Source organism: Colwellia sp. M166, from assembly GCF_024585285.1.
Classification (GTDB): Bacteria; Pseudomonadota; Gammaproteobacteria; order Enterobacterales; family Alteromonadaceae; genus Cognaticolwellia.
The window spans coordinates 4,396,207-4,410,580 of sequence record NZ_CP040755.1 but is presented as its reverse complement, the minus strand read 5'-3'; the positions used below and the strand labels follow the sequence as shown (position 1 = coordinate 4,410,580).

Annotated in this window: 13 protein-coding genes, 4 tRNA genes and 1 pseudogene; 13 read left to right on the top strand and 5 right to left on the bottom strand. The window is 38.1% G+C overall.

Translation table 11 applies throughout. The features are described from left to right. The first annotated feature begins 269 nt into the window (after window positions 1-269). Window positions 270-1,994 (top strand): acetolactate synthase 3 large subunit, encoded by a 1,725-nt coding sequence (locus FGD67_RS19940; RefSeq protein ID WP_257172768.1) that lies wholly within the window; start codon window positions 270-272, stop codon window positions 1,992-1,994. Beyond that, window positions 1,994-2,497 (top strand): acetolactate synthase small subunit, encoded by a 504-nt coding sequence (gene ilvN, locus FGD67_RS19935; protein WP_257172767.1) that lies wholly within the window; start codon window positions 1,994-1,996, stop codon window positions 2,495-2,497. Before FGD67_RS19940 ends, ilvN begins: the two co-directional genes overlap by 1 nt. Before the next feature lie 185 nt (window positions 2,498-2,682). Here ilvN and FGD67_RS19930 read toward each other — a convergent pair whose 3' ends face one another. From FGD67_RS19930 to rlmKL, 4 genes are read right to left on the bottom strand one after another with little or no spacing between them, the layout of a single operon-like run. Further along, a complete protein-coding gene (locus FGD67_RS19930; protein ID WP_257172766.1) occupies window positions 2,683-4,446 on the bottom strand; it encodes a DUF3466 family protein in 1,764 nt (587 codons plus the stop codon). A 25-nt stretch (window positions 4,447-4,471) separates the two neighbouring features. Beyond that, window positions 4,472-6,382: an ATP-binding cassette domain-containing protein gene (locus FGD67_RS19925; RefSeq protein ID WP_257172765.1), complete on the bottom strand. Its 1,911-nt coding sequence runs from the start codon at window positions 6,380-6,382 to the stop codon at window positions 4,472-4,474. 3 nt (window positions 6,383-6,385) lie between these two features. Then, on the bottom strand, window positions 6,386-6,616 hold the full coding sequence (locus tag FGD67_RS19920) for a glutaredoxin family protein (protein ID WP_257172764.1): 231 nt from the start codon (window positions 6,614-6,616) through the stop codon (window positions 6,386-6,388). Between the two features lies 1 nt (window position 6,617). Beyond that, window positions 6,618-8,747, bottom strand: coding sequence for a bifunctional 23S rRNA (guanine(2069)-N(7))-methyltransferase RlmK/23S rRNA (guanine(2445)-N(2))-methyltransferase RlmL (gene rlmKL / locus FGD67_RS19915; protein ID WP_257172763.1), 2,130 nt, complete (start codon window positions 8,745-8,747; stop codon window positions 6,618-6,620). A gap of 349 nt (window positions 8,748-9,096) precedes the next feature. Here rlmKL and FGD67_RS19910 point away from each other — a divergent pair. The 4 genes from FGD67_RS19910 (at window position 9,097) to FGD67_RS19895 (ending at window position 9,667) form a co-directional block, all read left to right on the top strand. Beyond that, window positions 9,097-9,173: transfer RNA gene (locus tag FGD67_RS19910), tRNA-Met, on the top strand. 115 nt (window positions 9,174-9,288) lie between these two features. After that, window positions 9,289-9,365 (top strand) — tRNA-Met (locus FGD67_RS19905). A gap of 58 nt (window positions 9,366-9,423) precedes the next feature. Continuing rightward, window positions 9,424-9,500, top strand: a tRNA-Met gene (locus FGD67_RS19900). A 90-nt stretch (window positions 9,501-9,590) separates the two neighbouring features. Further along, a tRNA-Met gene (locus FGD67_RS19895) sits at window positions 9,591-9,667 on the top strand. A 336-nt stretch (window positions 9,668-10,003) separates the two neighbouring features. Here the strand turns inward: FGD67_RS19895 and cas1f are convergent. After that, window positions 10,004-10,408 (bottom strand): annotated as a pseudogene (gene cas1f, locus FGD67_RS19890) (type I-F CRISPR-associated endonuclease Cas1f); the annotation flags it as partial. A 249-nt stretch (window positions 10,409-10,657) separates the two neighbouring features. On the opposite strand from cas1f, the gene FGD67_RS19885 reads away from it, so the two are divergent. From FGD67_RS19885 to FGD67_RS19855, 7 genes are all read left to right on the top strand, one after another. After that, a complete protein-coding gene (locus tag FGD67_RS19885) occupies window positions 10,658-10,861 on the top strand; it encodes a hypothetical protein (RefSeq protein ID WP_257172762.1) in 204 nt (67 codons plus the stop codon). A gap of 292 nt (window positions 10,862-11,153) precedes the next feature. Continuing rightward, a complete protein-coding gene (gene moaC, locus FGD67_RS19880; RefSeq protein ID WP_257172761.1) occupies window positions 11,154-11,645 on the top strand; it encodes a cyclic pyranopterin monophosphate synthase MoaC in 492 nt (163 codons plus the stop codon). 11 nt (window positions 11,646-11,656) lie between these two features. After that, window positions 11,657-11,905 carry a molybdopterin converting factor subunit 1 gene (gene moaD / locus FGD67_RS19875; protein ID WP_257172760.1) on the top strand — a complete coding sequence of 83 codons (249 nt, stop codon included), beginning with the start codon at window positions 11,657-11,659 and terminating at the stop codon, window positions 11,903-11,905. A gap of 1 nt (window position 11,906) precedes the next feature. Further along, a complete protein-coding gene (gene moaE / locus FGD67_RS19870; RefSeq protein WP_257172759.1) occupies window positions 11,907-12,365 on the top strand; it encodes a molybdopterin synthase catalytic subunit MoaE in 459 nt (152 codons plus the stop codon). A gap of 57 nt (window positions 12,366-12,422) precedes the next feature. Then, window positions 12,423-12,638 (top strand): DUF1653 domain-containing protein, encoded by a 216-nt coding sequence (locus tag FGD67_RS19865; RefSeq protein WP_257172758.1) that lies wholly within the window; start codon window positions 12,423-12,425, stop codon window positions 12,636-12,638. 30 nt (window positions 12,639-12,668) lie between these two features. Then, on the top strand, window positions 12,669-13,238 hold the full coding sequence (locus tag FGD67_RS19860; protein ID WP_257172757.1) for a GNAT family N-acetyltransferase: 570 nt from the start codon (window positions 12,669-12,671) through the stop codon (window positions 13,236-13,238). A 123-nt stretch (window positions 13,239-13,361) separates the two neighbouring features. Beyond that, window positions 13,362-14,294, top strand: coding sequence for a tetratricopeptide repeat protein (locus FGD67_RS19855; RefSeq protein ID WP_257172756.1), 933 nt, complete (start codon window positions 13,362-13,364; stop codon window positions 14,292-14,294). Window positions 14,295-14,374 lie beyond the last annotated feature (80 nt).

Sequence of the window (14,374 nt, the reverse complement as noted above, 5' to 3'; positions counted from 1 at the left end):
TATAAGTAATGAGCAGTTTTTCATTGACAGCTGCAAGCAAACCCCTTAAAACTATGTGCATAGTTTTTATTATATTTATTTTCTGACATGAACTTAATTAACACACTTATTTATCTCCTCACAGTCGTCTTGGTCTTGCAACCAATGCGTGGATAAAGTTGTGTGTAAAAAATAAAATAAAATTTCAACAACAAACCCTCGCTCTGCAAAGACCGAGGGTTTTTTTTACACTTTATTCATAAAAATTTAAATTATTAAAGGGATTACATATGACAAAAGAACTATTTTCAGGTGCTGAATTGGTGGTAAAAACCCTATCAGCACTTAAGGTTAAATATCTATTCGGTTATCCGGGGGGAACAGTATTAGATATTTATGACGCACTTTTTCGCCAAGATGACGTCGAGCATATTCTGGTACGTCATGAGCAAGCAGCAACCCATATGGCGGATGGTTTTGCGCGCGCCACTGGCGAAGTAGGTGTAGTTCTAGCCACTTCAGGCCCCGGCGCTACTAACTGTATTACCGGTATAGCTACCGCCTATATGGATTCAATACCTATGGTGGTACTTTCTGGTCAAGTACCAACGGGGCTAATTGGTGATGATGCTTTTCAAGAAACCGATATCGTTGGTTGCTCTCGTCCAATTGTTAAGCACAGCTTCAACTGCCGCAATGTCGCTGATATCCCGAATACCATAGCTAAAGCATTTTATATTGCTAGCACAGGCCGACCTGGCCCTGTTGTTATTGAGCTTCCTAAAGATATTTTAATGCCACAGTATACCGCTGAGTTTATCTTAAATTCAGCGGTCAATATGCGCTCTTACAACCCGACGGTGAAAGGACATCACCGTCAGATTAAAAAAGCGGTACAAGCTATCACACAAGCAAAGCGCTTGGTTATCTATTCAGGTGGTGGCGTAATTATCGCCAATGCTGCAGAGTTACTAACACAATTAGTCGAAAAGCTTAATGCACCAATTACTAATACTTTAATGGGCTTAGGCGGAGTATCTGGCTTGCATGATAACTTTATTGGCATGTTAGGTATGCACGGTAGCTTAGAGGCGAATAAAGCCATGGCACATGCTGATGTGATTCTTGCCTTAGGAGCAAGATTTGATGATCGTGTTACTAATAATGTTAAAAAGTTCTGTCCGAATGCCACTATTGTGCATGTAGATATTGATCCCACATCAATATCTAAAACAATTAACGCACATATTCCGGTCGTAGGTTTAGTCGATATTGTGCTGAAACAATTACTTGCTGAGCTTGAAGAAAAGCAATTTTGCATTAACGAGCCAGAAAACCAAACTTGGTGGCAACAAATAGCACAATGGCGAGCAGTTAAAAGCGTTAGTTATCAACAAACTGACAGTAAAATAAAACCTCAACGCGTTATTGAAGCTATGTATAAAGCAACCAACGGAGATGCTTACGTATGCTCTGATGTTGGTCAACATCAGATGTTTGCTGCACAATATTACCCCTTTGCCAAACCAAGACAGTGGATCAATTCAGGCGGGCTTGGCACGATGGGCTTTGGCTTACCTGCGGCTATGGGAGTAAAGCTAGCCTTTCCTGATAGTCATGTTATTTGTATTACTGGCGATGGCTCAATCCAAATGAATATTCAAGAGCTGTCTACGTGTCTGCAGTATAATTTGTCCGTTGTCATCATCTCACTAAATAACCGTTCATTAGGTATGGTACGCCAATGGCAAGATATGGTTTATGGCGGTCGTCATTCCTCTTCTTATATGGAGTCTTTGCCTGACTTTGTCAAACTAGCTGAGTCTTATGGTCATGTCGGCATTCAAATTAATGCCCTTGAAGAGTTAGAAGAAAAAATACAACAAGCTTTTGCCATTAAAAACCGTCTTGTTTTTGTTGATGTGCTTGTCGATGAAAATGAACATGTATACCCGATGCAAATACGTACCGGTGCAATTGATGAAATGTGGATAAAAAAAGGAGTTAAAGCCTAATGCGCAGAATTTTAGCCATATTATTAGAAAACGAAGCTGGATCACTGTCTCGCATTGTTGGCCTGTTTTCACAACGAGCATTTAACATTGAGAGTTTAACCGTTGCCCCCACGGAAGATCCGAGCTTATCTCGTATTACCATAGCAACTAAGGGTAATGACAAAATACTTGAACAAATAGTTAAGCAAGTCAACAAACTTATTGATGTCATAAAAATTACTGATCTAACTGAAAGAAGTCATGTCGAGCGAGAATTATTACTCATTAAAGTATTAGCCATGAGTGATAAATCACGTACCGAAGTAAAACGTATAACAGATATATTTAGAGGCGCAATTATCGACATAGGTAAACAAACCTACACTATTGAGTTAACCGGTGACGCAGAAAAAATTAATGCCTTTATCAGCGCATTAGCCAATGAAACAGAGATCATTGAATCAGTCAGATCAGGATGTGTTGGTATTGCTCGTGGTGAAAAAGCATTAAGAGTAAAGCAGTAAAGCAGTAAAGCAGTAAAGCAGTAAAGCAGTAAAGCAGTAAAGCAGTAAAGCAGTAAAGCAGTAAAGCAGTAAAGCAGTAAAGCAGTATATAACAGTGTTATATTAGCCCAAAAAAGTAAAAAGCCAGCAAGTTGCTGGCTTTTTCTCAAAAGTGCTTGATTACCTTTTATTAATTCAGCTTATCGTTAGAAAAATCTACGGCGTAAGCCAACTAACATTAGTAAGCATAAACCACTAAAACCAATACCTGCGCCTTGTCTTTCAACTTTTTCTTCAACTTCACTACAATCTTCAATTTCACCATTTGTTGGCTTCAAGGTAACCGCACGTACGACATCTTCAAATAACGGCTCACCTTGTGAATCAAGCATTAACGCGCCTTTTGCATCGCGGCGAGGAACTCTAATCAACGCTGTTGCTGAGATTTCATCTGCATCATTAATGTCACGCGCTTCAATAATAGTATAAGCACTATCACAAGTTAAAAAGTCATTTAAATCAGTAAAAACTTTACTGGTAATATCATAAACAAAACCATGAGTTCTTCTAGGAGAACTACTACCGCTATCATTATGGGTTTCGACTTCACCTTCGCCGACAATTTTACCCGCTTCATTAATGGCACGAGCAGTACTTGAACTGCCGGTGAAAAAATCGGCAGGTAATATCATTTCCATTTTTTCCGCATTAGTATCAACATGATAAAACTTAGTACGCAGATTACCGTTAACATACGTACTAGCATGCCCGACAGCAATACCCTCATCATTAATATCATAGGCACGCGAATCAAAGTACTTACTGTGATCGTCAGTAAAATCTTTAACCTCACCGTCTTTAAATACCACTGCGTATAAACTTCGACTTTCATTAACGCTAGGATTCGTTTCATTCTCATCCCACCAGCCATGAGCGAAACCAACAGCAACGCCATGACTATTTACCGCTTGTGCTAAATTAGTATATTCGCGCGTGTCATCTTCATGAGGAGTAACTAGCTGCCCTAATGTTTCTGAGCTGAGTATACCTTGTTCATCAATAGTCCACTTTATTGCTTCAAGATTATAGGCACCGGCAATAGCTCGCTGCACACAAATACTATAAGGCAAATCTTTAATTACATCAGGATCAGCACACCCTCCTGAGTCATCAGTGATAGCATCAATACCGGTTTGATCAATACTTGTGCTCGCATAACCGACAGCGATGTGTGAATCACTGACATCTAATATTGCCGACTCCCCACCAAAGCGCTGCTCTTCAGGTAAATCCGTTTCACTTGGAGGAATGACTTCAATGATAGTAGTGCCACCATTGGGCGAGAAAAAACCTCTGGTGGTGAAATCTCGTGCCCAATAGGTAATTTCATCGCCATCACTATCAGTAAATTCAAATGGTAAATAAGGTGCTGAAGCATTACCGTAAACCCAACCTTCATTGGTAATACCACTAATGTAGTCTTGCGTAGAGCGTGTATAATCATCGCTTCCAACGAATTTTTCATCAAAAACATTTAATAACTCAGTGTCACCATTAAAGTTAGTCATCGCATAAATGTCACCAACTTGTTGGTAAAGCGTGTTGCCAACTCGAGCTTTGAGGAGTTGGATAACCCATGACAGATCATTCGCTGTTGGATTGCCCGCACGTAAGGCTGCCTCATTCTCAATACTTTCTAAGCCATCAATTATCTCATGATTATTAGTCGCCAATGCAACAACAGAATCATAATCATCCTCGTCAAAGTATTGAAATTGAACAGGAAAGTTATAAATATCCGTGCCTGATATCGCAGCTTCACCATTATTATTTTCTTGTTGTGAGTAAGTATATTTTAATGCGCTAACATCACCTTTATCGATAACTTGATATGTTGCAGCATTAACGGCGGATATTCCTAATGCACTAGTAATACCTAATGCTAAAATCGATTTTACAAATTTGTTCATGTAACTACTAAACCCACTTTCGTTATTAATCATCTAATTCTTGCCATCTAGCATAAGTAACTTCGAGTTTCGACTCACTTATCGCTAACTGGTTCAATATCGTATTGGTTTGCTCTGAACTCTGATTAAAAAAATCAGCGTTATTTACTTGCTCTTGAAGGTCCGCTATTAGGTTTTCAAGCTCGTCAATAACTTGTGGCAAAGACTCTAACTCTCTTTGTTCTTTATAAGAGAGTTTTTTCTTTGTCGTTAGTTCAATTTTTTCATTCACCGCGGTTACTTTTTCTTCAGGTTTTGTTTTTTTCACTGAAGGTGCCATGGCTTGACGCTGTTTGTCTTTATGCTCAAGGTAGCTATCGACATCGTCATAACCACCGACAATTTGTGTGATATGTCCAGTGCCATCAAAATAGAGACAGCTACTGACACAGTTATTGACGAAATCACGATCATGGCTAACTAAAATAACCGTTCCTGCGTAATTTGCAACGACTTCTTCTAATAACTCTAATGTTTCAATATCCAAATCATTGGTTGGCTCATCCAAAATCAATAAATTACTCGGACGTAAAAATAAGCGTGCTAATAATAAACGGTTTTTTTCACCACCCGATAAGGCGCGAACAGGAGTACGAGCGCGTTTAGGGCTAAATAGAAAATCTTGTAGGTAACCTAATACATGTCTAGGCTTGCCGTTTACAACCACTTCTTGCTTGCCTTCACCGACAATTTCTTGCACAGTTTTACTCAGGTCAAGTGCATCACGATGTTGGTCAAAATAAGCAATGTCTAAATTAACGCCAGAACGCATTTTTCCGCTGGTTGCTTGTTGTTTACCCATGATCATTTTAATCAGGGTAGACTTACCGGTGCCATTCGCACCGATAAAGGCTAAACGGTCATTACGGGTGATCAATAAATCTAAATTTTTGATCACCGCTTTGTCATCAAAAGCGATAGTTAAATCTTCCGCTTCAAACACTAACTTACCTGAGCGATCACCTTGCGTGATATTCATCGTGCTTTGATTACGTACATCACGACGAGCTTGACGTTCATTACGAAGCTTCTCAAGGGCTCTTACGCGGCCTTCATTACGCGTACGACGTGCTTTAACACCTTGTCTAATCCATACTTCTTCTTCAGCTAAGCGCTTATCAAACAAAGCGTTTTGTTGTGATTCTACTTGTAAATCATGCGCTTTTTGTTCGATATATAAATCGTAATTGCCTGGGTAGCTTTTTAATATGCCACGGTCAAGATCAATAATACGCGTAGATACACCCCGAATGAATGCTCTATCATGGCTAATAAACAATATCGTACCGGCAAAATCTTTTAAAAATGACTCTAACCATAAAACGCTTTTAATATCTAAATGGTTGGTTGGCTCATCCAATAATAAAATATCAGGTGCTGTTACTAAGGCTTTCGCTAACGCTAACTTACGTAACCAACCACCAGAAAGGTCGCAAATTTTATCATCTGGATTTAAAGCCAACGTTGTCATCACAGTTTCAATACGTTGTTCATCTTGCCAAGCGTTAGCCAGTTCAAGTTGTTCTTGAACATTGGCTAATTTAGTCAGATTTTTTTCAGATGGATCTTCAGTAACATCATGAATAATACTGTGATAGCGCTTAATTAAATCCGCATTTTCTTTCACGCCCTGAGCAATATAATCAAAAACACTGATATCTGAAGACTCTGGTGGGTCTTGCTCCAACATGGCCACTTGCATAGTACTAGATTTTAGCACTTGGCCATCATCTAAGGTTTGTAAGCCCATTAACACTTTCATTAATGTTGACTTACCTGCGCCATTTCTACCGACTAAACAAATTCGTTCGCCTGTTTGTACACTCAGATCTGCTTTATCTAAGACCTTGTCTTCACCAAAGGCTAATTCACCTTGTGAAATACGAATTAATTCCATAAATTACAACAACTCCAAAATTTGTGCTTGGTCAAATGGCCAAAATAGTTTTTTGTGATCTGATAAACGCTCTAGCACCGGAATACTAATACGATACAACTCGAGCAGTTTTTCATCATCAATAATATCGACAACGCTAATCTCTTCAACAGGGATATCGGCTGTACATAGCGCTAATGCGTCATCGCATAAATGACAGCCTAAAGTGCCATATAAATTAAACTTAACCGACATCTTAATTTACCTTACGCGTGAACAACCAACTGTTGTGAATATGCTTATTACGTTGAAAATCTTTGTCGCGAGTTTTCTCGCTCATCTCTTGCACATTTAGCCCTAACGCAGCAATAGCTTCAAAATCCATTTTGAAATTACGTTTGTTATTGGTAAAAATTAATTCTCCACCTTCTGCAACCGATTTCATACCATCAGTTATTAAGCTAACGTGATCACGCTGTACGTCAAAACTTTCGCCCATGCGCTTAGAATTAGAAAAAGTGGGTGGGTCAATAAATACCACATCAAATTTTTGTTCGTTCTTCTGTAGCCATTGCAAACAATCTGCTTGGATAAATTGATACTTATGGCCGCTAAGGTTATTCAATAAGAAGTTGTCTTGTGCCCAACTTAAATAGGTATTCGACATATCTACCGTTGTTACCGTAGTTGCACCATGCAATGCTGCTTGCAAAGACACTGAGCCGGTATAAGCAAATAAATTTAATAGTGATTTGCCTTTCGATTTTTTAGCAACTATTTGACGAGTTTTACGATGATCAAGAAATAGACCAGTATCTAAATAATCCCAAAGGTTCACTTTTAGCTTTGCGCCATACTCATCAACAACCATTGATTTTTTGGTTTGCTCAACACGTTGATACTGTTCTTTACCTTTTTGTTTTGCTCGGGTTTTAATAATGACTTTATCAGTAGGAACATCAAGCACTTTAGGTGCAAAATAAACCACTTCTTGTAGTCGTTTTGCAACTTTCTCTGGCTCAATAATCGATGGCGCACTGTATTCATGAATAACCAGGTGATCACCATAAACATCAACCGCAACATTATACTCTGGAATATCAGCGTCATATAAACGATAACACTCTATTTGCTCTTGCTTTAGCCAACCTTTTAAATTTTTCTTATTTTTTAATAATCGATTAGCAAATGCCGAGTCTTTTTGTTCAAATTCAGCATTAACATTACTGCTAGAGACTTGTTTGTCATCTAAATTATAAAGTGCAAACTGACAATCTAACGGCCCGTTTTTAAACTTATAACGTTTAAAAGTCACCATTTTCATCATTGCTAATAGCTCAACATTGGCTGTTAACACCGCTACTCGCCAATTAACAAAATGAGACTTGAATTTTTGTCCTAACAAAGCAAAACTTTCAACGAGTTCAGGTAACTCACCAATTCGCTCACCATAAGGAGGGTTAAATAGGATAGTTCCTTTCGGGCCAAAGGCATTTTTTATATCGTTAGCATTTTTACAAGAAAACTCGATAAACCTTTGTACACCGGCATTTTTAGCATTTTGTTGCGCAGTTTTTAGCACCCTGCTGTCTAAATCAACACCAAATGCTTTTGTTTTTAGTTGCGTTAAACCAACATGTGAATGCTCAATAGCTGCTGACCTTGCCGCTTTGAAATCATCATTTTGATGTCCTAGCCAATAATCAAAGCCCCAAGTAGCTCTATCAATGCCTGGCGCATAGCCTGCCGCCATCAATACTGCCTCTATAACTATCGTGCCTGAGCCACACATAGGATCAACAAGCGGTTTAGACGTATCATCTAACCAACCTGAACGGGTAATAATAGCGGCTGCTAAATGTTCTTTTAACGGTGCTGCACCGGTATTCTCACGATAGCCCCTTTTAAATAATCCGCGGCCAGAGAAGTCTAAATAAATAACTACTTTTTGTTTTAACAGTCGAGCTTGAAAGCTTACTTGCGGTGAAGACTTATCTACTGAAGGTCGGTCTTCGCCTAAATCACGAAAGTGATCAACAACAGCATCTTTAACGGTTAATGCACCAAACTGACTATTTCTAATTTCATCGCTAGTGCCGACAAAATCAATAGCAAAGGTACTCGCTGCGGAAAATTGCTCAGACCAAATGATTGATTTTGCCGCTGCATAAAGTTCATCTTTATTGTTCGCATCTCCTTCGCCCAATTTAAGCAGTATGCGAGTTGATAAACGACAGTGCAAACATATATAATATGCATGCTCAATAGTTGCGTTAAAATAAACCCCTTCAGGCTTTTGAACAACATGCTCAGCTTTCAAATCTTTAAGTTCTTGTGCCAGTAATATTTCTATACCTGGAGAGGTTAATGCTAAAAATTGCTGCATAAAGGTTTTCCAATCTAATTTATGCCCGCGATTATAAACAAAGACACGTTCCACTTATAGGCATTTTACAAATTAGCGCAAACTATCTAAAAATTTATCTTGTATTCATTGCCATTTATCGTCTACAACCGCTACTTGCTTGAAATACGATTGATTTAAGCACAAAAAACAAGCAAGAAAAATATAGAACCAATAAAAGCTAAAATTAATATAAAAACAGGTTGCAAATCACTTGATGTATCCTTATTATACGCCTCGCTTTCAGGGAAGCCTCAACGGGCAATACTTTAAGTATTCTTAAGTTAGAATTTAAATAACTTGGCTTACCTAGTTTACTAGGTCATTCGGACGCGGGATGGAGCAGCCTGGTAGCTCGTCGGGCTCATAACCCGAAGGTCGTCAGTTCAAATCTGGCTCCCGCAACCAACTTATTGAAATATAACTATTTATTTATAAATAAATGTGTTTTAATAATTCTCTAACAATCTGAATTAAAATGATTATTGGCTTCTTACTATTTAACTAAAGTAAGTCATTCGGACGCGGGATGGAGCAGCCTGGTAGCTCGTCGGGCTCATAACCCGAAGGTCGTCAGTTCAAATCTGGCTCCCGCAACCAATTCTTCTAAAGAGAATTAAAACCTTTAGGGCTTCCTACTAATAGTAGGTCATTCGGACGCGGGATGGAGCAGCCTGGTAGCTCGTCGGGCTCATAACCCGAAGGTCGTCAGTTCAAATCTGGCTCCCGCAACCAACTTGTTACTAAAGTATAAATCAGTAATTCTTTTATAACAGAATCAAATAATTATAGGCTTTCTTGATATTCATTATCAAGTCATTCGGACGCGGGATGGAGCAGCCTGGTAGCTCGTCGGGCTCATAACCCGAAGGTCGTCAGTTCAAATCTGGCTCCCGCAACCAACTTCTTATAATATTCAATGAATTAACTTATTTAAGTTATATTACATTTAATAACAAACTTACCTTTTTTGTCTAAAGTAACATTCTACTCTCATTAATATTTATATATAATTTAAACACATCAATAACTTAATCTAAAAAAATTCATTATGAATTTTGCACTATATAAAGTGCCCTTACTGTACTGTAAGGTATTTTTCATCTGTCTTTAACAATAAAGCCATCAGTAATGCATGCTATCGCTATAAAATAAACACAACCCCCTTCGATAAGCATTAACTAGTTGTATGATGAATATCATTATTACTTTCTAAGCTGCCTGTGCGGCAGTGAACACGTTTTCGCTGCATTTAAGCGTTTCTCATCATCGAACCAAAATTGCATCCAGCCTTGAAAATATTCTGTGGGTCGATATTCAGATTGGGGTGTCATCCACTCAATGGCTTGTTCAACGTCGTTGGCCATATATAAAGGCGTCCCCCCTCCCCCTGAAAAGCCGACAAGAACACCGGCTTGTGCGAGCATATGCATAGCCGCTTGTGTTATAGAAGTGCCATTACCAAGCAGCAGCACGGTTGTGTTGGCGATGGGTATATTAAAGTAGAGGTTTTCTTTCTTAGCTTCGGTTAGATAGAGAACCCTACCGTCTTTTTGCATTACACGGCAATACTCTAAATAATACATATTGGCACGCTTTGAGTGCAGAATGGCTTTCAAATCCGTTGAACTTATATTTTCCATTGTAATAACATCACTTTAATAAAATCCTTTTATCTTAATACCTTGCTCCAGTCGTTTTTTATTGTCAATAAATATGAGTGCTTATTACAATTTTTAACATTTAGCTCAACACCCTATTTATTGGTGCTAACAAACCCTGAAAATTCAACTGGTATTAAATGCTTATTCTGGACAAATAGAACAATTATATCGTTAGCTTATAGCAAGTCTATTAAGTTTGTTCCCACTCAGAAACTTAGTAAAATTGGTATGACGTTAACTTCCCGTGTTGATAATGCCATGACAATCAAAGTGATATGTGAAATGTTTTTTGCTGAGCTACTCAATAACGAAAAGCTGGTACTACTCAAGCAACAAAATAGATTATCGAATAGTTGGATGGATAAAGTGCTTAAACGTTCAGCAAATAGCAAAGTAAAAAATTGGAATTCTAGATTGCTTGGCCATGCTTAAATAATATTAAATATTGGCACAAACAGGGGTAAAAGAAATCCAATACCTTAAAATTAAGCCTCTGATTAAAACCCCAATGTAATGAATTAACATTATTCCGCTAGCTAATGGGCTTAAAATAAAGTTATTTACTGAGATCTCAAGTTTCAAAATCTATGATAGCCACGTATAAACATCGAATATAAATAACAAATTTCTTAATATAAAAGACAAAATAAAGCTTAAGATAAGGTAATATAAAGCCATACTTTACAAAAAGCTGAATAGCTAATAACTAAGAGATTACTTTTTGATGAGCGAAGACTTTACTCACATTAATGCTGACGGTAATGCCCATATGGTTGACGTTACCGAAAAAAATGTTACCGAGCGCACTGCTATTGCACAAGCTTATATTGAAATGTCGCCAGCAACCTTATCAATGATTGTTGAAGGCAAACACCACAAAGGTGATGTTTTTGCTACGGCAAGAATTGCGGGGATTATGGCCGCCAAAAAAACCAGTGAACTTATCCCGCTTTGCCACCCGCTGATGTTAACGAAAATTGAAGTCGATATAGTGGCACAGCCAAAGCAAAACCGCGTCGAAATTACCGCTCTTTGTAAGCTGTCAGGTAAAACTGGGGTCGAAATGGAAGCCTTAACCGCAGCCTCAACTGCGGCACTAACCATTTACGACATGTGTAAAGCTGTGCAAAAAGACATGATTATCACCAATATTCACCTCTGTGAAAAACATGGTGGAAAATCGGGTAGCTACTTGCATAATTCTGAAATTAAATAAAGGAGTTGGAAATGATTAAGGTATTATTTTTTGCTCGCTTACGTGAACAGTTATCAACTGATAGTTTACAAATTCAATTAAGCGAGAATATGACCACAGACACTATTCGTCAACAATTAGCTGAAACAGATGCTTTATGGGCAAAAATTATGACCGCAGACAGTTTGCTTGTTGCCGTTAATCAAGAAATTACTGATTGGTCACAACAAATTGCTGATGGCGATGAAGTCGCATTTTTCCCTCCAGTAACCGGAGGTTAAAATGATTAAAGTACAACAGAGTAATTTTGTTGTTGCTGATGAATATCTGAATTTAGCAAACGATAATCAAGATGGTGCTGTCGTCACCTTTGTCGGTAAGGTCAGGGACTTCAATGAAGGTATTGATGTCCAAGGATTGTCCTTGGAGCATTACCCTGGCATGACAGAAAAAGTACTAAGCGATATAGAAAATAAAGCGCGTGAACACTGGCCATTAAACAAAGTTACCATTATTCACCGATTTGGTGACTTAAAGCTCGGTGAACAAATTGTTTTTATTGGGGTTACAAGCCCACACCGTAAAGCGGCATTTGCCGCATGTGAGTTTCTTATCGACTTCTTAAAAACCCAAGCCCCCTTTTGGAAAAAAGAGTTAACAAGTAAGGGGAGCGTTTGGTTAGATGCCAAAAATAGTGATGACGACGCCTCACAACAATGGCAAGAAAAACTCAGTGACTAAGCTCAATAAGAAATAACTATTACACAACTAATTACAATAATGACTACGAGATAATTCATGTTGAAAATCGGACGTTATCAGCACTTTAAAGGCAACTTTTATCAAGTGTTACACATTGCTACTGACAGTGAAACCGAAGAAGCCATGGTGGTTTATCAACCTGAATACGGTGAAAGAGCCATTTGGGTTAGGCCTTTAGCCATGTTTGACGAAACCATTGAAAGAGATGGTAAAGTATTTAAACGCTTTCAATATGTTGATAGCGAAACTTAACTGTTTCTAATAATAAAGTATTCCATAACGATGAAAATATCTTTAAATACTGGGCATGCTGCGCCAACATTATTGGCGAGTAGAATTTACCTTAGGCCTATAATTAAAACCGATTATTCAGCTATCAAGCTTTATCGCCAAGATGCTGAAAACTGTCGCTATATTCGTCCTGCGGAAAGTGATACTAAAATAATGGAAATTGTTGAACAATTATCTCAACCTTGGCACTTGGCTATTGGCCGTTGGAATGCTTTAGCTATCTGTTTACAAGATGATAATTCGTTAGTTGGCGAAATAGCCTTTCGCATTGAAGATTGGGATAATCAACGAGGAGAAATAGGTTACCGCTTAAGTGCTGAAGTTGCAGGGCAAGGGCTATGTAGCGAGGCGGCAAATTTACTTATTAGTTATCTATTTCAAACTCTCGGCTTCTTTAAGCTTATAGCGCGATGTGACCCAAGAAATATCGCCTCTTTTCGTATTATGGAAAAACTAGGTTTTGTGCGAGAGGCCTTTTTTAAACAACATTATCTTATGGGTGACGAATGGGCTGATCAATATGATTACGGTTTGTTAGCCAGTGAATGGTCAGTAAAGTAATTTCAATATTATTATTGATGATGTTAGAGTGAATGCATTAGCAAGCGAGAACAAACATTATTTAGCCGTTGTAGTGGTCTATTAATAGCCTTGAATAGAAAAAGAAAATATAAAGGGAATTGAATGCTTAAGGACAATATGTTCAAGGTTACACGAATAAAAAAAACCTCCGACTTGAAAAGTAAGCCATTAAGCCTTACAGCTTTAAAAGTGTTTTTACAGCAACTCATCCTTTCGAAAAAACGATTACTAACCGCCCTCTTACTGACACTTGCCTATTATAGTTATTATGTCATATACAAAGAATACCGAGCTCAACAACAAAGCAAAATTATCGTTGCAGCACCCAAAATCAATGACATTTATTTCTTTGATTTTCGTAAAATACGCGACAATCTTAGACCCAATGAAAAATATCGACTTGCCAAAGTGGTTGATATAACAGGAGATGTTATTACGCTAGTTTATGGGAGTTTATATTACGCACGCCAACATGCAGCGCTTAATAGTATTTATTATGGACAGCTGACATATAAAGATTACTTTGAGCCAAAACGCTTTGATTACCAGCAAGAGCAGCTTAGTCAAAAATTCAGCTCAGGCGCTATTTACCTCGCTTTGCGTCCTACTCACGATAAACTTTTAGGTCATCGTGTAGGACCCGAACAAAGAAAATTTAGAGAGAGTATTTTCATTCAAGGACGAAAAGAAAATTTATATGGTCAAGCTTTGCTTAACGAACGCTACAGTGAAACTAACTTAAAACAAGCATTTGAATTATTCACTCAATCGGCCAGTTATGATTATGTTCAGGGGCAAGTAAACCTAGCGCAAATGTACATTAATGGCCAATATGTAGAGAAAGATCTTAATCAGGCACTTTATTGGTTAAATTTAGCTTCACTGCAAAGTCATAAGCCAGCCATTTTAAAATATGAGATTATTTGTAAACAGGTATCTTCATGCCATATTTATGATTTCTTTCAAAACCTAGTGGCATCAGGCGTGGAGGTAAAAGTACGAAGATTAACGCCTAACTTTACCCTACAAGACTAACCTATCCCAGTTCGGGTTATGCTACTTTACTCAACCATACTATTTATACCAATTCTACTAAGTTTGGTATAACGCCATAT